An 18714-nucleotide genomic window follows, 5' to 3' on the forward strand; every position below is an offset into this window, starting at 1 on the left:
GAATAGTTCGCATTATTACCTGTAATCTCTGTGTTTTTTAACGTTAAATCTATACTCGTTAGACCATCTGGTGTACCATCGTCACAAACTTCTAATGCTGTAGGAACAACAAGTGCAGGGAGAGGGTTCACTATTAAGTCAAAACTACCAACATTGCTACAACCTGTCGATGTATTGGTAATATTAACAAATATTGTTTGTGGCGTACTAGTGTTTGAATAAAATGTAGGGTTTGGTATAGCATTAATACCATTTTCAGCATCTGCTAATAATTCATGATAAGACACTGTTACGCCTACTTGTCCATTTATGGCTTCAATATCTTTGGTAGATAAATCAAATACTTCAACTTCATCTCCTGGCAGATTATAATCGCACAATTCATAATTAGATATTGCACCAACCGCAGGAATCGGATTAATCAATAATACCAGTTCTACCGTATCGAAGCACCCTGAAATATCATCTTCTAATCGCACATACATTGTTTGGGTATTGGCTGCTGTATTAGTATACGGACTTGCCTGCGGATTAACACCGTCTGTGGCATCCATTTGAGTTTCGTGATATGTCACGGTCACACCTGTTTGTCCTCCTAAAATTTCAGCGTCTTTAGTGGTTAAATCAAACATTGCGAAACCATCGTTGTTATCGTCGCAAATTTCATAAACGGTAGGAACGATAGGAACTGGAATAGGATTAACTCTTAACTCCAGTGTCGTCGTATTAAAACAACCCGCATCTATATTAGCCTCAACTCTTACAAATACAATTTGATTATCTACAACCACATTTGTATAAGGAACTGGTAAAGGATTTACGTCGTTATTAGCATCATCTTGAGTTAAATGATAAGACACCGTTACTGTTGTTGCATCTAATGCACCAATAACTTCCCCATCTCTTTCTGTTAACGTAAACATTGCGAACCCATCATTATTATCATCACACTCGTCAATTGGGGTAACAGCATCATTGATTGTTAAATCACTAAAGACTAAATTAAAAGAGGTTAAATCAAAACATTCCTGAGTATTTTCAGCAATACGAACGTGAATAGGTTGAGGATTAGAAATATTAGTATAAGGACTTGGCAATGGGTTGACATTGTCCATTGCTTCCTGCGCTGTTAAATGGTAGGTAATGACATAATCATTTGGATCTTGAGTTCCCAATACATCATCATCATTATCTGTTAGCATAAATTCCCCTGTTCCAGAAAAACTACAAATGGATAAATCTGGAGGTGTATTAGCAACAGCATTTGGTTTAAACTCTACAACAACTGAATCTGTTGCCTGACATGACCCTGAGAAAATAACATCTACCGTATAAATTCCTGGTTCGGTAACATCTAAAGTTGAAGATGTTTCTCCAGGGATTTCAACGGCATCTAGATACCAAACGTGTGTTGCAGTAGGTGCTTGAGTATCTAAAGTAATTGTTGCTCCTCCACATTCTGCTGTACCCGCTGCAATTGTAATATCGTCACCTAAATCACCACCTAAATTAAAACTTCCTGCTTCTATAAAAACCCCTGAGTCTAATGCTGTATCGGATGCATCAGCAACAACTAATTTAATAGTATAATTATTTCCAGGAGTTACTGGCGACTGCGCCGTAAAAACTGCAGTTCTACCATCGAAACTCATTGGAGGCGCATTATTTCCTGTGTAGCCACCGAAAAACTGTTCATTAATTGCGGGGCAACCTGGATTTTGCGGGTGAATATTTGTTACTAATATTGGTGTGTTAGTTCCTGGTAAAACAGCCAAATTTGTTGTTACTCCAGTAGCTAAATCGGTTAATAGGAAAGCGAATGCATCAGAAAAAGTACATTCAAAAGTTCCACCAGTACTACCATTATATTCTTCAGAAGCCATTAAAAAGTCAAAACTTATGCTATCTGCTAATGGCACAAAATCGAATTGAATTATAGACGCGTTATTTGAATTTATACCAACTGCCGCATCTAATTCGGCATCTCCAGGCCAACCGCCTCCACCGTCACTTAAGGCATTATTATTAGGACCTCTAACTCGGCTAGCATCACCTGAAGTCATTAAAAGTCCATCAGTAAATGGAAAGATACTACCATCATTTGCAAAGTATCCTATTCCATTATCGTCACTAAAATTCGTACCTGTTGACCAAGTAATATTACTTACTTGAGCGCAAGGACTATCAATTAAAACATCTTGAACCAATTCCTCTACGGTAAACGTGGTTTGGTCTACAACGATATTTTCGCCAAGAACAAATACATTTATATCTCTAGAAACAGAACACCCTAAAGGGTTAGTATCGGTAACTGTAAGAGTAACATCATATGATCCGGGAGCTGCAAATATATTTGAAACGTTGGTTCCTGTTGCTGTATTAGTATCATCAAAATCCCATTCATAAGTTGCACCTGTACCATCATCTGAAAACGTTGCACTACCAACAAAATCTACTTGATCTCCTGCATTAATAAGGATAACTCCTCCTCCATTTGCTTCTGGAGTTGTAGAATCTATTGAAGGTGTAATTGTTTGACAGGGTACTGTACAAATAAGCTCGGCTTCCCATCCTGTTGTTGTGCCTGTACCATCAGAAACAAACTCAAAAGTAATACAGCCGCTCATATTTAGTAAACTTGCTACAATATTACCTGGGCCGGCAACTCCTGAATACGTTCCTATAACTGGAGCAGATGTACTATCTCCATCATAGACTGTTAAAACATCGACATTTAACTGGGTACTAAAAGACGTGAAATTTATAATCATAAATTCGCCCGCATTTTCCGGACAAATTGTTGTCACTAGATTCTCATCACTCGAATAAGCTCCGCCAGGACCTCCAGAATCAAAAAACAAATCAGGAGCACATCTATTAAATGTACCGTCTTGCATGTTTAGATCTTGTCCAAACGAAAAATATGATAAAAAGATAAAGAGTATGTAAAGCTTTTTCATAGCGATTTAAATAGTTTTACCTTTATTACAAAACTTACGCGCTTCACTTCAAAATACAGGTGAAGACTATAACTATGAATGAACTTTACTCAAAAAAAAGTAAACAGAAGTCAAGTTATTAGGTAGAGGTTTTTAATAATAAGAGCGAAATTTAGTAAAAATTAAGTAATTACTTCTTCTAATTCATTTTAAAAATAACAGTTTAACACTAAAAAACCCTAACTCTTATTCTAAAATAACTCGCTGTAAAGATTTTTATTTCATTAGAATTATTTAATTTCTATCGTTATGTTATTCTTAAAATCTATTTTTTGAAGTTTTTGTTGCGTATTTTTGCAAAAATTTGTCCTATGAAAAACTATTCAATTTCAATAAAAGAAACGACCAATCCAACCATAATAAAATTTGAAACTAACCAATTTATTACACAACATGAAAGTTTCGAATTTAACAATATTGATGAGGCAAAATCATCGCCTCTTGCTCAACAATTGTTCTACCTACCATTTGTAAAGAAAGTTTACATTTCTGGAAACTTTATTGCCATTGAGCGTTTTAACATTGTTGAATGGTCCGACGTTCAAAACGAGGTAGCGACTCAAATAGAGAGCTACTTAAATTCTGGAGAAGCTGTTATTACAGCTAGTGAGACTAAAAAGAAAGTACCTGTTACCGTTTACGCAGAAAGCACACCAAATCCGAGTGTCTTAAAATTTGTAGCCAATAAAAAACTAGTAACTAGATATCACGAATTTACATCTATTGATGATACAGCGTATGCTCCTTTAGCAGCCAAATTATTTCATTTCCCTTTTGTGAAAAGTGTATTTATTGAAGAGAACTTTGTGTCTATAACTAAATTTGACGTGGCCGATTGGAATGATATTACGATGGAACTTCGAGAGTTTATTAGGTCATATATTGAAAATGGTGAGGAAATTATTAATCCCAATGCTCCAGAAACCAAACAAAAAAGTGATGCACACCTGGACGCAAAATATGAGGAACAGGATGATGTTTCTAAAGAGATTATTAATATCCTTGAAGAATATGTTAAACCTGCTGTAGCCAGCGATGGTGGAAATATTGAGTTTCAATCTTATGATCCTCAAGAAAAAAAGGTCAAGGTTATATTGCAAGGTGCGTGCAGTGGGTGTCCTTCTTCAACGTTTACTTTAAAAAATGGAATTGAGAATATGCTAAGGGAAATGATGAAAGGAAGAGTAGAAACTGTAGAGGCTATCAACGGTTAATTTCAATTATTATTTAGTATCTTTAACATTCAATTTTTAACAAAAAAAATAAAAAGAATGGCAGTATTAAAAGTAATTGAAGTGTTATCTAACTCGGATAAAAGTTGGGAAGATGCTACAAGGAAAGCGGTAAAACAGGCATCTAAAAGTGTAAAAAACATCAAATCTGTTTATGTTCAAGATCAGAGCGCCATTGTTAAAGGGGATGACGTCACAGAATTTCGAGTAAATTTAAAATTGACTTTTGAAGTAAAATAATTCACATCAGTTAATGCCATATATTTCATGGCATATTTATTGTTATAATAAAGAAAAAACACTAATTATGATAAAATCAATTTTTTTAACGACAATGGCTTTGATGTTGTCGTTAAGTGCAACTGCGCAAGATCCAGCACGACAAAATCTAACATCTCCTGGATTGATCTATGCTTTCGATTTGAATGACAATTCGATTATTGGAACACCTTACATAGAGAATGACTTTATGCCTGGTAAGATTTCTGCTGATAAAGATGGAAAATTATTCAGCTTAAGGTATAATGCCTTTAGTGATGTTATGGAGATAAAAAAGGATAACAATGATATTGAAGCTCTTAATAAAGACTTATTAAATGTTACTATCACGTTTTCTAAAGGTAATAAAGCATATCGAGCTTATAACTATGTAGATTCTGACACTAAAAATGGAAAAAGAGGTTACTTTGTAGTATTATCGGATGCATCGAGTAAAAAGCCACTTCTAGCAAAAGAAGTGATTAAGTTTACCGAAAAGAAAAAAGCATCTAGTAGTTATGCAAAAACGAAGCCTGCTCAATATAAAAGAAAAGACGATGTATACTATACTTTAAATGATAAAGGAATAGCTATTAAAATACCTAGCAAGAAAAAAGATATTGCTAAGGCTTTTCCAAAACATTCAAAAGCGATATTAGATTTTATAAAATCGAATAAAATTAAGACTTCAAAAAAAGAAGATTTAATGAAATTAGTTGATTATATTAATACACTCTAATACAATTAACTATTAAAAAAACCCGAACGTTTTAAATAAAAATGTTCGGGTTTTTTTATTAATATTATAGTCTAATTAAAAACTATATTATGGATGTACAAAAATGGATAGATAAAGGGTATGAACTTATAGTAGATTTTGGCCCGAAAGTATTAGCGGCTATTGCGATATGGATTATTGGTTCTCTAATAATTAAGAGTTTACTGAGAGGCGTTAGAAAGGTTATGGAGAAAAGAGATTATGACGAAAGTCTCAAAAAATTTCTCTTAAATCTTTTAGGTTGGGTATTAAAAGTAGTTCTTATCGTTGTTGTTTTGGGAACAGTTGGTATTGAAACGACATCCTTTGCTGCAATTTTAGCTGCAGCTGGTTTAGCAGTTGGCTTAGCACTACAAGGTTCTCTTGCTAATTTTGCTGGAGGTGTTTTAATTATGATTTTCAAGCCTATAAAAATAGGTGATCTCATAGAAGCTCAAGGTGAGTTAGGTGTTGTTAAAGAGATTGAAATTTTCACAACAAAACTATTGACTCCAACAAATAAAGAGGTTATTATTCCTAATGGAGCGTTGTCTAATGGTAATATCGTAAATTATTCTACAGAAGGTATTCTACGTCTTGACATGGTTTTTGGTGTAAGTTATGATGCTGACATAAAGGAGACAAAGGATATCCTGATGTCTGTTTTAGAATCTAATCCCCAAGTATTAAAAGACCCTTCTCCATTAGTAAACGTAACTGAATTGGCAGATAGCTCTGTTAATTTTGCTGTAAGACCATGGGTGAAAATTGAAGATTACTGGGATGTTCATTTTAGCACACACGAAAAAGTAAAAATAGCTCTTGACGCTGCTGGTATTGAAATACCATATCCTCACGCTGTTGAAATTCAGAAAGAAGGCTAAGATTTTGGTTTTAAAGCTATAAAATCTTTTAAATAAAAAGGTTCAAAATAGGCGACATCTTCGATGTCGCTTTTTTTATATTTTTCATATGATAAAGCGCTCATTTCGCCAGCCGATGGAAGTTTTCCTTCAATAAAAATTGCGTTTGGATGAGATATAAGCTTCTTTGTTTTTTCAACACCATTACCTATAAAATAAACCTTTCCTTTTGATAAGTAGTCTGAAAAAGATTGCTCATTTAAAATTTGTGCTTCAATAGATCTAATTGCATTGTACGAACTATCAAATACCGCCGAATAAACTTCTAAACGCCTAGCGTCTAACATTGGTACAATAAAGGCATCAACGGCCTTTACTTGATACGCTAATGCTTGTAAAGTTGATACAGAAATAAGAGGAACATCAAGAGCATAGCTCAATCCTTTAGCAGCAGAAACACCAATACGCAGTCCTGTGTAAGATCCAGGCCCTTTACTCACAGCAACGGCATTGATATCACTTCTTTTCATTTGAGCAGATTTAAGGACACTATCTATAAATATGTGTAACGATTCTGCGTGAGAATAATTAACGTTGTTATCCTCCTTTAAAACCAAAGTCTCTCCTTGTTTAGAAAGAGAGACTGAGCAGTTTGTCGTGGATGTTTCTATATTAAGTATGACAGACATTAAACTATATTATTTTAGTCTTCACTTGTGGCGACTTCCTTTTTTTGACTGGCGCCTTTCTTTTCTATTTTGTCCCCAGATTTCAATGTTTTAGAAACAACATTATAAGGCCCTGTAATGATTTCATCACCTTCTTCTAATCCCGAAATAATTTCAATATTTGTATCATCCTGTATACCTGTTTTCACTACTCTTAATTTAGCAATGCCATTATTATTTACAAATACACATTCGAATTTCTCTTCATTTTCAGGTTTAATTTCTTCAGATCCTTCAACAGCTTTAAAATCTTTCTTAACTGAAGATGTATCTGTTTTAATTACGATTGAACTAATTGGAACTGCAACTGTTTTATCTCTTTCATCTGTAATAACATCAACTGTTGCTGTCATTCCAGGTCTAAACGGTGAATAATTTTCAGGTTTTCCTTCAATTAAATCTTGATATGATTCTTCCAAAATTCGAACTTTCACTCTAAAGTTAGTGACTTGATCTGCTGTTAAGGTTCCTGCAGCAGAGTTTGCTATTTCAGTAACGATTCCTTTGAACTCTTTCTTTAAATAAGCATCCACCTCAACAATTGTAGAGTCACCAATTTGAACTTTTACAATATCATTCTCGTTTACATCAACTTCAACCTCCATATTATTAAGGTTAGCAACCCTTAAAATTTCGGTACCAGCCATTTGCTGAGTTCCTACAACACGTTCACCCAATTCTACATTAAGCAAAGAAATTGTACCACTCATTGGCGCGTAAATTGTTGTTCTACTTAAATTGTCTTTTGCTTCGTTTACAGAGGCAGCAGCACTTTGCACGTTATAATATGCAGAACCTCTTGCAGCCTGAGCAGTTTCAAAAGCAGCCACTGATCTATCCCAATCAGCTTTTGAAATAACACCTCTATCAAAAAGTGCTTTATTTCTATCATAATTTGCTTTCGCTTCCCTAAGTGATGCTTCTGCCTGATCTAATCCAGATCTTACATTTTGATACGAGGCTTGTGATCTACTTACTGCAGATTGAATTAAATCTGGGTTTACACGAACCAAAAGATCTCCCTTTTTAACTTGTTGTCCCTCTTTAAATGGTAAATCCAAAATTTCACCTGAAACCTCACTTGAAATTTTAACTTCAACTTCAGGCTGTATTTTTCCAGTGGCCGAAACAGTTTCTACAATATCTACAAGAGCTACTTTTTTAACACTAACTTCTTTAAAATTACCTTTTTTACCAAACGCTCCCATTTTTGCTGCTGCCATTAATAAAATAATAAGCAGTACAAGAACACCGATAATAATTTTTGTCTTTTTGGTCATGGTTTTAAAACTTTAATTCTGTTGCAGGAATTCCGAAATATAATTCGAGAACCTTTAACTTAAATATATAATCATATTTTGCACGATTCAATTCAATTCTTGCATTATCATATCTTAGTTTAGACTGACTAAAATCAAATGCATTGGTTAATCCTACGTCATAACGTTCTTTAGCATAGTCATACGCCAATTGTTGCGACTCTAATGCCGATTGTGCAGCCTCATAAGATTTTAAAGATCCCTTAGCATCAACATAGGCTTGATATACTGTAGATTCTAAATCTAATTCGGCTTGTTCTAATTGAAATTTAGTACGTTCTAAATTAATTTTATTTCTTTTCACATTAGCCTTTGTAGCAAATCCATTGAAAATTGGAATATTTAAATTGAGACCATAGCCAATACCATCATTTTGATAAAGTTGGTCTACGAATGGATCTGCCGATACTTCCTGAACTATTGTATTCGGAAACTCCGATACTACAGATTGACCTGTAGCCTGTACGACACCAATTTGTTGCGTGGTAGTCGGGTTATCAGGATCTACAATTTGCGTAAAAGAAGTCGTATTAGCATAACGTGTATTATAACCAAAAAACGCAGAAACAGTTGGCAGGTTAGCGCCTTTAGCGATCTGCAAATCCTTTTCAGCTAAGGCAACATTTTGCTCAGCTATTTTTATTTCTGATCGTGTTTCTTTGGCTTGTGCTAAAATTTCAGACACATCTTTATTTGAGATGCCTGCATCTATAATATCATATCCTCCATCTTCAATATCGAAGTTCTCGTAGTCTTTTACTAATAATAGTTGTGCTAAACTTATAAGTGATATTTTAACACTGTTTTCAGCATTAATAATAGACTGTTTTTCGCTAGCATCTGTAGCTTGGATCTCTAATAAATCACCACGAGGTAATGAACCAGCTTCTACGAGTTGTTCTGTTCTTTCGATTTGCTCATTTGTGACTTCGTTTTGAGATTTCAGAACTTCCAAATTAGCCTTATTTAATATAACTTGAAGATAACCATTGGCTACAAAAAGGGAAATATCATCCTTCATTTTATCTAAGCGATATTGACTAGCCAATTTTGATATTTCGGCACGCTGTACGGCTCTTATATTTCTAAGGCCATCAAATATGGTATATCCTAAATTAATACTTCCATTTGCTGATAAAAATGTAGTTGTTTGGGCATTGTTTGTTACAGGGTTAAAACTAAGTCCTGTATTTTCTGATACGCCAGCTCCAGCATTTATACTTGGTAAAAAGTTTCCTTTCGCTGTGAGCATTTCAATGTCTGCAGATTCTAAATCTAATTCACTTTGTTTAACCGAAATATTATTTACCAACGCATGTTCAACGCATTCAATTAAGGTCCATTTTTTCGTTTGAGCCTGAAGGCTAATTGTTATTAAAACAATAAATATGCTGACTATTTTTTTCATAATTATCTATATGTCTCTATAAATATTAAAGTGTTACATTAAATGTTAAAATTATTGTTGGGCAAATTGAGGTAAGCCTTGTACTTGGTTCCAAACCTTTATTTTATCGTCTTGAGATATTCCACTTTTTATCTCCACATAAATACCATCACTTATACCTAATTCGACATCTTTTCTTTCGTATTGTTGGTTTCCTATTTCGATTTCAACAAAAGGCTTTTTAGTGTCTTTATCATATTGAATCAATGCTTCTTTAACCGCTAATACTTTCTCAGCCTTTTCTAAAATAATAGAAGCGTTCGCACTTAAACCTGCTCTAATAAATGTAGAATCTATACTTTTTAATGAGCCTTTAATTTCAAATTGTATAGCCCCATTCTCTGCAACACCTTTAGGTGCGATATAATCTAATACTGCATCAAACTTCTCGTCTTCAATTGCACCAACAGTAATTTCTAATGGTAGACCTTCTTTTATTTTTCCAACTTCACTCTCATCAACTTTACCTTCAAAAATCATTTGCCTTACATCGGCCAATGATGCGATAGAAGTACCTTCGTTAAAGTTATTAGCTTCAATAACTTGATTTCCTGCTTTTACTGGAACATCTAACACCATTCCAGACACGGTTGCTCTTACCTGAGTTTGAGCAACATTACCTAAGCCAGAGGTTGTTCCCGTCTTGATAATATCATAATTTTGTCGTGATTGATTCACATCAATTCTAGCTTGCTCCACACGTTGTTTAGCTTGCAAATATGTATTGTTAACTTGGTCAAATTCATTCGCTGCAATAACCCCTTTTTCAAACAGCTCCTTTTGTCTGTCATAAATGGTCTTTTGAGTTTTATAGTTAATTTCGGCCGTTTGCAAAGCATTTCTATTTGAAGCAATATTATTTTTTGCGCTTGTTAAATTCGAGACATTCGGGATAACTCTAATTTGGGCAATTAAATCGCCTTGTTTCACATACTCGCCTGCTTCAACAAAAACTTCCTCAACAACCCCAGAGATGTTTGGTTTAATTAATATTTCTTCTTTAGGAACAATACTTCCCGTTGCAACAGTTTTAACAACAATTGTTTGTTCTGATGGAGCTTCTGACGTATACGTCACAGGGTCTTCTTGGTTTTTCATCCATAAATAATACAATGCGCCTCCAAATATGACAACAATTAATACTAATATAATTATGGTTCTAGTTCTTTTCATGACTGATAGTTATTGTTTTATGATTACGACACATAAGGCCATAAGTTGATGATTATATAATTTTATTCTATTCTTAATGCGTCTACAGGCTTCATTTTTGTCGCTCTATTTGCAGGAATCAAACCAGCCAGTAAACCTGAAACCACTAATATGATTAAGGCTGTAAATACAACTTGCATACTAACGCTTGGATTTGCAAAATTTTCAACTGGCCCAACACTATCTAAAATAGTGTTCATCACCCAAATTACCAAAGCGGCAAAGGATACACCAACCATTCCTGATAAAATAGTCAACACCAAACTTTCTTGTAATATTTGTCCCTTAACCATCCATGGTGTAGCTCCTAATGCGCGTCTAACACCAATTTCTTTTGTGCGTTCTTTTACAACGATAAGCATGATATTATTAATTCCAATAATTCCAGACATTAATACTAAAGCTCCAACAAAATATCCTACAAGTGTAAAAATTGTAAATAAGCCTGTGATTCTAGCAAATCGTTCAGATAAGTCGAAATGACCAATAGCGCGATCATCTTCAGGATGTACTTTATGTCTAAACTTCATTAACTCAAAAACCTGCTCTTTGATTGAGGTTACTGGGACATCATCTTCTGCTGTTATCGCCATCCAACCTACACTTTCGCCCCTATTAAAGGCTTGACCAAATGTGGTAAATGGGATATAAATTGTACTAGCTTCCTCTTCATTATTACCTTGACTATTACTCATTTTAAAGGTACCAACAACCAAAAAATTGACACCATTAATCTTGATATAAGATCCTAAAGTTTCTTCATTCTTGTCATATAGTCCTTTCACAACTCCAGTTCCAATAACGCATATCTTACGTTTGGATTCAATATCAGAATAACTAATGAAACGACCTTGGATAATATCCATAGGTTGTTGTTTTATATACTCTGGATAATCGCCATAGATTTCAAAAGCACCTGTCTTTGTTCCTCTAATTACATTATTATTCCCTCTAAAGCCTCCCAATTGATTTCGTGGTGACACATATTTTATATTCGGTATTTGCTCTTTGATTGCGGCCACATCTCCAATTTTATAATTAAAGAATCGGCCTTTAGGTAAACCTTTGTATGGTTTTGAAGTTCCTTGAGTCCACATAAACATGGAATTTGTAGCAAAATCACTAAAACCTGCCGTTGCTCCATTTTTAAGACCGTTAGTTAAAGCCAACAATAACACGAGAATTGCAATTCCCCAAAAAACACCAAATGCGGTTAGAAATGTTCTAACTTTGTTTGCGTTTAATGCTTCTAATATTTCGTCCCAGCGATCTCTACTAAACATATTATTCGTCTCTTAGTGCTACAATAGGTTTAATTTTTGCTGCGCGATATGCCGGAATAAATCCAGCAATGGCTCCTGCAAAAACTAATAAAAACACGGTAGTTAAGGCAATATTAAAATTAACATTAGGATGCTTTATAAAATCCATTTCTATATATGGTCCTGCAATTTCTACTAGAGCCAATCCTGCAATTAAACCAAACAATCCTGCTATCAAGGTTACAAAAATAGCCTCTTGCAAAATCATTCCGACAATAGACATTGGCAATGCTCCTAATGCTTTTCTAATACCAATCTCTTTAGTACGTTCTTTAACGATTATGAGCATAATATTGCCTACGCCCACTATTCCTGCTACTATCGTACCAATACCAATAAACCAGAAAACGGCTTGAATTGTTCCTATTAGTCCATAAATTTGTTTAGCTTCCTCCAATGTATTAAACACTCTAATAGCGCTAGTGTCTTCAGGAGATACAGTGTGCATTAACTTCAATTCGTTCTCAATGGCATTGGCCATTCCATTAGAAAGTTCTACGGCTTCATCAAAGCTATCAGACATTTTTACCGTAAATAACATATTTCTAATATTATCACCTGCATTAAACACCTGTTGTGCGGTAGATAATGGGATATAAATTTGTTGTTCTTCCCGATCTCCTCCTGGATCAATAAATACGCCTATAACCTTAAAGTTCATTCCAAAAATTTGGATGTTCTTATCAATTGGATCTTCATCTTTAAACAAATCTTGTTTTAATCGACGCCCCAACACGGCTACCTTTCTGTTATCTTCAATATCTGAAGGGTTTACAAATCGTCCTGATTCCATGTCGGCATTTTCGATAAACTGATGATCAGGCATTGCTCCTCTCACACGATAATTCCCTGTTTCATTTTTATAAGCAACCTGAGCTCCCCAAATAGGATACAAAGACGTTTCGTATTCAATATGATCCTCATATTTTTGAGAAATTATATCGAAATTGTCATTTTTCATTTGAATATAACGTCCTGGATTTAAGCCTTTGTAACCTTTTGTAGTCACTCCAGTCCAAACCGTAATCAAATTAGTGGCATCACGTTCAAATTGTGATTTCACACCATTTTCGATACCTTTACTAAAACCAAGGAGTACAACCAATATAAATATTCCAGAAGCTACTGAAAGCCCTGTTAAAAACGTTCGCAATTTATTCTTGCTCAACGTTTCAAATATTTCTTGCCAACGTTCTATATCAAACATGTTGTGACGCTCTTACTTGTTTTATTTCTTTATCATCTATAATTAACCCATCTTTAAGATTAACGATACGCTTTGTCATTTGAGCAATATCGTGTTCATGTGTTACCACTAAAATGGTTTTTCCTTCGTCATTAATGCCTTGAATTAATTCCATAACTTCATATGACGTTTTAGTATCTAATGCACCAGTAGGTTCATCGGCCATAAGTACTTTTGGGTCACTAGCCAATGCTCTGGCAATTGCCACACGTTGTTTTTGTCCACCAGATAATTCACTAGGTAAATGATGAGACCAATCTGCTAGTCCAACTTTTTCAAGATAATGCATTGCACGTTCTGTGCGTTCTTTACGCTTAATACCTTTATAATACAATGGCATAGACACATTATCTAGTGCACTTTTATAGGTGATAAGGTTAAAGGATTGAAAAATGAATCCAAGAAATTCATTTCTATATTTAGCCGCTACTTTTTCGTTTAGATCTTTAATAGGGACATTGTCAAGAATGTATTGCCCTTGATCTGCTTCATCTAGCATTCCTAAAATATTAAGCAATGTAGATTTTCCAGATCCCGACGAGCCCATAATGGATACAAGTTCACCTTCTTTAACATCAAAGTTAATGCCTTTTAAAACGTGGAGTGAATTACTCCCCATATGGTAAGATTTGTGCAAATCTTTGATTTGAATCATAGCATGGATGGTTAATTCTCACAAAACTAAGTAAATCCCGATAGGGTTTATGCTAAGTATTTGTTAAGAAATATATTTTGATTGATATATAAAAGACGACTAAGCCTTAAAAATGTTACAGTAAAACAGGTATTTTATTCTGTTTCTTTTTTTCTTCGGAAAAAGTTCCAATATATTAAAAAGCCTATACCTGCCATTAACAGGTATGGAATAGCCATTAAATACATGATACCATCATTGACACCTTCTGCAGTGGTTTGACCTTCCTCACTCTCTAAAACAGCGCGGCACATAGCACATTGTGCATTTAAATATCCCGAAAAAAGGAATGCAAAAAGCATAAGAACATAGTGTCGTTTCATAACTTAGGCATAATAGGGTGAAATCATAATATATACTATAACTCCAGATACAGCTACATACAACCAAATAGGAAATGTGATTCGAGCAATTTTTTTATGGCGTTCAAAATTACTTGTAATTGCTCTTACATAGGTTATAAGCACAAATGGAATCACTACAATTGACAAGATAATATGTGTTATTAAAATAACATAATATACATACCTAATAGCATCTTCTCCCCCAAATTTGGTAGAATCACTCGTCATATGATAAGCAACATACATGGCTAAAAATGCCACAGACAACAATATTGCAAATTTCATTAAACTTTCGTGTAATTTCCGTTTTCCACTTTTAATCGCCCATAGTGCCAAACTTAGTACTAAAGCCGTAACAGCATTTACGGCTGCATAAATTGGAGGCAAAAAACTTAGTGGTTCAACGTCAAATCCAAGTTTACGTAAATTAACACCAAATAAGCCTGCCACTACCAATGGAATAGCAATTGACAAAATAAGAATCCACTTATTATATTTCTTTTCGTTAGAAAGGTTTTCATTAGTACTCATAGCTTCAATCTTCTTTTAATAATTTAGCAATATCAGCTTTAAGCATGCTTATTTCTTCTGTTTCTCCATCGTCATCTTCTTTTTCTTCTTCACTAATAATACCTTTATAGAAAATTTTAGGGTTTCCAAAATTATCTTGTCTAGAACGCATATACCCATTTTTATCAATTAGAGCAAAATTTCCAGAGTGCTCAAATCCACCTTCTACATTTGGATTCTCGCCAGCGTAAATATTGAAACCTACATTTGCCAAGTCATATATAGCCTGTTGTTCTCCTGTCATTAAGTGCCAATTTGGGTTGGTAACTCCGTAGTTATCAGCATATGATTTTAATACCTCTTGTGTATCAAACTCAGGGTTTATGGTAAATGAAGCTACGCCAAAATTTTCAAAATCTGAAAACGTGTTTTGTATCTCAACTAGGTTTCTATTCATTCTAGGACATATAGTAGGACAGGTTGTAAAGAAAAACTCAACAACATAAACCTTACCTTCGTAATCTTTATTTGTAACGGTTTTACCATTTTGGTTAACAAACGAAAAGGCGGGTACCTTTTTCGGTTCTCCGTTAATTTCCAGGAACATCAAATCTGAAACAAAACCCTTAGCATCTTTGGACACATCTTTTGTTCTGCTCTCAGTTCTAGTAACATCTCCACCTTTTATTCGATTTACGATTTTAGGAATAAATATAATTCCGAAAACCAATAATATAAAGGCAATACCAATGAACGAGTAATTTGTTTTTTTAGAGCTCATATACCAATGTTATTTTTTGTCTGTTTTTATATCTTCTTTTCGTCTTGCCGATGAATCAAATTTACCCTTTCGTTTTTGACGATATTCGGTAAACAAGATTCTTAGGTCATCACTCATTTTATTTTTAACTTCAGCTACTTCTATACAGTCGTAAGAATATAATGGGTAAGCAGGTATTTCCTTTTTTATTTCTCTTTCTTCTCTATCGTCTAGTCTTCCTCTTTGTTTTACATCTTTATCTACAATAAAGACATGATCTGTAAAGAGTTTATCGTCTAGGCTCTCTTCTGTTTTAAGACTATTAAATAGGGTTTTTATATCGTTTGGTTGTCCAAACACATAATGCCAAAATCGCATGTCATCATAATTATTAATTTCCTTTTGTAAGGCTTTTGCTTGTGCTTCAGTTCCTTTAGGTAATACGATAACAATTTGAAATTTTTTAAACCCTTTAAACTTATCGTAGACTAACTCTTTCAAATTAGAAGCCGCAATGACATTTTTAACAGGATCATTTCCAAAGAAACCTAGAATAGTAATATGGTCTTCGAGTAAAACATCATCTTCAGTGTTAGATGAGAACAATTGTAAATCAGACACATCTTCATCTACAATTTCTAACGGATCATAATTATGAGTGGAAGGATACAGCATTAATAAAAAACCAACGGGTAAAAAGAACAGTATTCCTAGTATTACATTCCGTCTTATCTTGATTGTTTCCATATAACAAATGGTACTAATTTTTATTATTAAATGCGGTTCGCACAGTCAAAAAACACAAATTATAATCTGTTTTCTTTCAAACACATTTGGTTGTGCAAAAATAAAAAAGACGGTTTAAAAAAACCGTCTTTACTTTATTTTATATTACCCATAAGGTGTTAAAAATCTTTTTTTGTATATCCGGTTTCCCAGACACCTTCAACATAACCTCCTTCTTGCAAAAGGATAAATACTAAATAGCATATTAAAAACACAGCAGTCCATACTACCATTCGTCTTAATGCCTTTGTTTCATCTCTCATGTGCATAAAATCCCATGTAATATAATAGGCTTTTACAATGGTTAAAATAATGAAGATCCAATTTAGAAGTTTCATCCCAATAACCTTGGTCATCAAAGATTCTGGTTTATAAATACCTAAAACTACTTCTATAGCTGTAATAATTGTTAAGAATATTAATACGCCCCAAATCTTTTGAGTATTGGATTTAAACTTAACTAAACCTTGAAAAATTGCTAATTTATGTTCGTGTGCCATTTTAAATTTTTATTGTAATTAAACTAGGTAGAAGAATGTAAATACAAATACCCATACTAAATCGACAAAGTGCCAGTAGAGACCAACTTTTTCAACCATTTCATAACTTCCTCTTCGTTCGTAAGTACCTAAAATCACATTAAAAAAGATGATAATATTTATCACAACTCCCGAGAATACGTGGAAACCGTGAAAACCTGTAATAAAGAAAAAGAAATCGGCAAATAATGATGTTCCGTACTCATTAACATGAAGGTTAGCTCCTTCTACAACAAGTTTACCATTATTCTTTATTTGCATAAGAGATTCTTCCCTACTCAATACGGTTTTTTCGCCCTCTTCATTAATGGTTTGCGTCCTAACTAAAACGTTCGGGTGCGACTCTAGTCCTTTATAAATTTCTCCAACTGTAAATGTTGGTAATGTTCCTTCTTGAACAAACCAGAGTCCATTTTTACGGTTGTGCTCTGACCTATACTTTTCTTCTGCTACTGCGAAGTCACCAAGAGCAACACGCTTAAATTTTTGTTCACCTTCAACAGTTACATACTCACCAAATTGTAAAATATTTCCTCCTTTGGTTTGTACAGCACCATAATCACCTTTAATAAATGTTCCCCATTCCCATGCTTGAGATCCAACGAAAATAAGACCTCCAATAATGGTTAAGAACATATACAATGTTACTTTAGCCTTGTTCATGTGATGTCCAGCATCTACAGCTAATACCATTGTTACAGATGACATAATTAAGATAAATGTCATAAAAGCCACATAAATCATTGGGTAATTCCCATGAAAAAACGGAACGTGAGTAAACACCTCATCTGCTATTGGCCATGAACCAATAAATTTAAATCTTGAAAATCCGTAAGCTGCTAAAAATCCAGAAAACGTTAACGCATCAGACACGATAAAAAACCACATCATCATTTTACCATAACTTGCCTTTAGAGGTTTATTTCCTCCGCCCCAAGTTTTGCCTTCTGTTCCAGTATTTCCTACTGTAGTATCCATATAAAGCATTTAGTTGTTAAAAGTTGCACAAAAATAATCATTTTATCTATCTAAAAAAACATCCGTTTCTAAAATTTAAAAACATACATCCTTACTAGTCAAAATCACTTGTTTAAGCTTATAAAAATGATTAAAAAATTAAACCAAATATGTTAAAAATAAAAACAAGAATAGCCACAGTATATCTACAAAATGCCAAAAGGTAGCAGAGAGCTCCATACCTAGCATATGTGTCGCTGAATATTTTTGTTTAAAATGATTATAAATTACGACGATTATTGAAATCAATCCAGCAACGACATGTAAAATATGTACCGCTGCAATGATGTAAATAAAACTCATGGTCACATTAGACGTCTTTCCTGTAAAATGATAACCTGAATTTACGATTTCTTCGAAGCCTTGAAACTGACTTATTATAAATCCAACTCCAAGTCCGAAAGTAAGTAACAACATAATTGTTGTAAGGCTTCTATTGTTGTTTTTTAAGGCTTTTTTAGCCGCAATAAAAGTTATGCTACTAATAACAATTAATGCACAACTAATCAAAAAGGATTTTGGCATTGTAAAGTCATGAAGCCAATCTTCTCTTTTTCTGCTCACCAAAACGGCACTCGTTAAACCAGCAAATGACATAATTAGTGAGCCTATTCCAAACCAAAGCATCATGCGTTTAGCTCTATTAGTCTTTTCTTCTATAGTTCCTTCTGTTAAATCCAT

The 18714-nt window shown here is 33.9% G+C and carries 19 protein-coding genes; 4 read left to right on the plus strand and 15 right to left on the minus strand.

Annotated features, from left to right (window positions below; translation table 11 throughout):
- A partial coding sequence (locus Q0893_RS00005; protein ID WP_299271717.1) for a choice-of-anchor L domain-containing protein occupies window positions 1-2960 on the minus strand: 2960 nt, incomplete at its 3' end.
- A 350-nt stretch (window positions 2961-3310) separates the two neighbouring features.
- Between Q0893_RS00005 and Q0893_RS00010 the strand changes: the two genes are divergently transcribed.
- The 4 genes from Q0893_RS00010 to Q0893_RS00025 all read left to right on the plus strand — a co-directional run bounded on the left by Q0893_RS00010 (window position 3311) and on the right by Q0893_RS00025 (window position 6130).
- Entirely contained in the window at window positions 3311-4213 is a 903-nt protein-coding gene (locus Q0893_RS00010; RefSeq protein ID WP_298904501.1) for a NifU family protein, read from the plus strand.
- 57 nt (window positions 4214-4270) lie between these two features.
- The gene (locus tag Q0893_RS00015) at window positions 4271-4471 is read left to right on the plus strand and encodes a dodecin family protein (RefSeq protein WP_298904499.1); all 201 of its coding nucleotides are present in this window, start codon (window positions 4271-4273) and stop codon (window positions 4469-4471) included.
- A 67-nt stretch (window positions 4472-4538) separates the two neighbouring features.
- Window positions 4539-5228 (plus strand): hypothetical protein, encoded by a 690-nt coding sequence (locus tag Q0893_RS00020; RefSeq protein ID WP_298904497.1) that lies wholly within the window; start codon window positions 4539-4541, stop codon window positions 5226-5228.
- A gap of 89 nt (window positions 5229-5317) precedes the next feature.
- Window positions 5318-6130, plus strand: a complete 813-nt coding sequence (locus Q0893_RS00025) for a mechanosensitive ion channel domain-containing protein (protein ID WP_298904495.1) — start codon at window positions 5318-5320, stop codon at window positions 6128-6130.
- Here Q0893_RS00025 and tsaB read toward each other — a convergent pair.
- From tsaB to Q0893_RS00095, 14 genes are all read right to left on the minus strand, one after another.
- Window positions 6127-6798, minus strand: a complete 672-nt coding sequence (tsaB, locus tag Q0893_RS00030) for a tRNA (adenosine(37)-N6)-threonylcarbamoyltransferase complex dimerization subunit type 1 TsaB (protein WP_299271721.1) — start codon at window positions 6796-6798, stop codon at window positions 6127-6129. The genes Q0893_RS00025 and tsaB overlap by 4 nt on opposite strands.
- A 14-nt stretch (window positions 6799-6812) precedes the next feature.
- Window positions 6813-8117 carry an efflux RND transporter periplasmic adaptor subunit gene (locus Q0893_RS00035; protein ID WP_298904492.1) on the minus strand — a complete coding sequence of 435 codons (1305 nt, stop codon included), beginning with the start codon at window positions 8115-8117 and terminating at the stop codon, window positions 6813-6815.
- A gap of 4 nt (window positions 8118-8121) precedes the next feature.
- Window positions 8122-9564, minus strand: coding sequence for a TolC family protein (locus Q0893_RS00040; protein ID WP_298904490.1), 1443 nt, complete (start codon window positions 9562-9564; stop codon window positions 8122-8124).
- A gap of 51 nt (window positions 9565-9615) precedes the next feature.
- A complete protein-coding gene (locus tag Q0893_RS00045) occupies window positions 9616-10776 on the minus strand; it encodes an efflux RND transporter periplasmic adaptor subunit (protein ID WP_298904488.1) in 1161 nt (386 codons plus the stop codon).
- A 62-nt stretch (window positions 10777-10838) separates the two neighbouring features.
- Window positions 10839-12098 (minus strand): ABC transporter permease, encoded by a 1260-nt coding sequence (locus Q0893_RS00050; protein ID WP_298904486.1) that lies wholly within the window; start codon window positions 12096-12098, stop codon window positions 10839-10841.
- 1 nt (window position 12099) lies between these two features.
- Window positions 12100-13344 carry an ABC transporter permease gene (locus Q0893_RS00055; protein WP_298904484.1) on the minus strand — a complete coding sequence of 415 codons (1245 nt, stop codon included), beginning with the start codon at window positions 13342-13344 and terminating at the stop codon, window positions 12100-12102.
- On the minus strand, window positions 13337-14038 hold the full coding sequence (locus tag Q0893_RS00060) for an ABC transporter ATP-binding protein (RefSeq protein WP_298904482.1): 702 nt from the start codon (window positions 14036-14038) through the stop codon (window positions 13337-13339). Before Q0893_RS00060 ends, Q0893_RS00055 begins: the two co-directional genes overlap by 8 nt.
- A 134-nt stretch (window positions 14039-14172) precedes the next feature.
- Window positions 14173-14400, minus strand: coding sequence for a hypothetical protein (locus Q0893_RS00065; RefSeq protein WP_298904480.1), 228 nt, complete (start codon window positions 14398-14400; stop codon window positions 14173-14175).
- A 3-nt stretch (window positions 14401-14403) separates the two neighbouring features.
- On the minus strand, window positions 14404-14952 hold the full coding sequence (locus Q0893_RS00070; RefSeq protein ID WP_299271730.1) for a DUF420 domain-containing protein: 549 nt from the start codon (window positions 14950-14952) through the stop codon (window positions 14404-14406).
- Between the two features lie 4 nt (window positions 14953-14956).
- Window positions 14957-15712, minus strand: a complete 756-nt coding sequence (locus Q0893_RS00075) for an SCO family protein (protein WP_298904478.1) — start codon at window positions 15710-15712, stop codon at window positions 14957-14959.
- 9 nt (window positions 15713-15721) lie between these two features.
- Window positions 15722-16438: a hypothetical protein gene (locus tag Q0893_RS00080; protein ID WP_299271732.1), complete on the minus strand. Its 717-nt coding sequence runs from the start codon at window positions 16436-16438 to the stop codon at window positions 15722-15724.
- Between the two features lie 158 nt (window positions 16439-16596).
- Complete coding sequence (locus Q0893_RS00085) at window positions 16597-16977, minus strand: cytochrome C oxidase subunit IV family protein (protein WP_298904475.1); 381 nt, start codon at window positions 16975-16977, stop codon at window positions 16597-16599.
- 18 nt (window positions 16978-16995) lie between these two features.
- Window positions 16996-17994, minus strand: a complete 999-nt coding sequence (locus Q0893_RS00090) for a cytochrome c oxidase subunit 3 (protein WP_298904474.1) — start codon at window positions 17992-17994, stop codon at window positions 16996-16998.
- A 138-nt stretch (window positions 17995-18132) separates the two neighbouring features.
- The gene (locus tag Q0893_RS00095; RefSeq protein WP_298904473.1) at window positions 18133-18714 is read right to left on the minus strand and encodes a cytochrome c oxidase subunit 3; all 582 of its coding nucleotides are present in this window, start codon (window positions 18712-18714) and stop codon (window positions 18133-18135) included.

It is taken from the genome of uncultured Psychroserpens sp. (assembly GCF_947494225.1).
GTDB lineage: Bacteria > Bacteroidota > Bacteroidia > Flavobacteriales > Flavobacteriaceae > Psychroserpens.

Bases quoted from the DNA above. Each gene is read 5' to 3' on its own strand.
- Q0893_RS00010 (WP_298904501.1), top strand. From the start codon at position 3,311: ATGAAAAACTATTCAATTTCAATAAAAGAAACGACCAATCCAACCATA.
- Q0893_RS00015 (WP_298904499.1), top strand. From the start codon at position 4,271: ATGGCAGTATTAAAAGTAATTGAAGTGTTATCTAACTCGGATAAAAGT.
- Q0893_RS00020 (WP_298904497.1), top strand. From the start codon at position 4,539: ATGATAAAATCAATTTTTTTAACGACAATGGCTTTGATGTTGTCGTTA.
- Q0893_RS00025 (WP_298904495.1), top strand. From the start codon at position 5,318: ATGGATGTACAAAAATGGATAGATAAAGGGTATGAACTTATAGTAGAT.
- tsaB (WP_299271721.1), bottom strand. From the start codon at position 6,798: ATGTCTGTCATACTTAATATAGAAACATCCACGACAAACTGCTCAGTC.
- Q0893_RS00035 (WP_298904492.1), bottom strand. From the start codon at position 8,117: ATGACCAAAAAGACAAAAATTATTATCGGTGTTCTTGTACTGCTTATT.
- Q0893_RS00040 (WP_298904490.1), bottom strand. From the start codon at position 9,564: ATGAAAAAAATAGTCAGCATATTTATTGTTTTAATAACAATTAGCCTT.
- Q0893_RS00045 (WP_298904488.1), bottom strand. From the start codon at position 10,776: ATGAAAAGAACTAGAACCATAATTATATTAGTATTAATTGTTGTCATA.
- Q0893_RS00050 (WP_298904486.1), bottom strand. From the start codon at position 12,098: ATGTTTAGTAGAGATCGCTGGGACGAAATATTAGAAGCATTAAACGCA.
- Q0893_RS00055 (WP_298904484.1), bottom strand. From the start codon at position 13,344: ATGTTTGATATAGAACGTTGGCAAGAAATATTTGAAACGTTGAGCAAG.
- Q0893_RS00060 (WP_298904482.1), bottom strand. From the start codon at position 14,038: ATGATTCAAATCAAAGATTTGCACAAATCTTACCATATGGGGAGTAAT.
- Q0893_RS00065 (WP_298904480.1), bottom strand. From the start codon at position 14,400: ATGAAACGACACTATGTTCTTATGCTTTTTGCATTCCTTTTTTCGGGA.
- Q0893_RS00070 (WP_299271730.1), bottom strand. From the start codon at position 14,952: ATGAGTACTAATGAAAACCTTTCTAACGAAAAGAAATATAATAAGTGG.
- Q0893_RS00075 (WP_298904478.1), bottom strand. From the start codon at position 15,712: ATGAGCTCTAAAAAAACAAATTACTCGTTCATTGGTATTGCCTTTATA.
- Q0893_RS00080 (WP_299271732.1), bottom strand. From the start codon at position 16,438: ATGGAAACAATCAAGATAAGACGGAATGTAATACTAGGAATACTGTTC.
- Q0893_RS00085 (WP_298904475.1), bottom strand. From the start codon at position 16,977: ATGGCACACGAACATAAATTAGCAATTTTTCAAGGTTTAGTTAAGTTT.
- Q0893_RS00090 (WP_298904474.1), bottom strand. From the start codon at position 17,994: ATGGATACTACAGTAGGAAATACTGGAACAGAAGGCAAAACTTGGGGC.
- Q0893_RS00095 (WP_298904473.1), bottom strand. From the start codon at position 18,714: ATGGATTTAACAGAAGGAACTATAGAAGAAAAGACTAATAGAGCTAAA.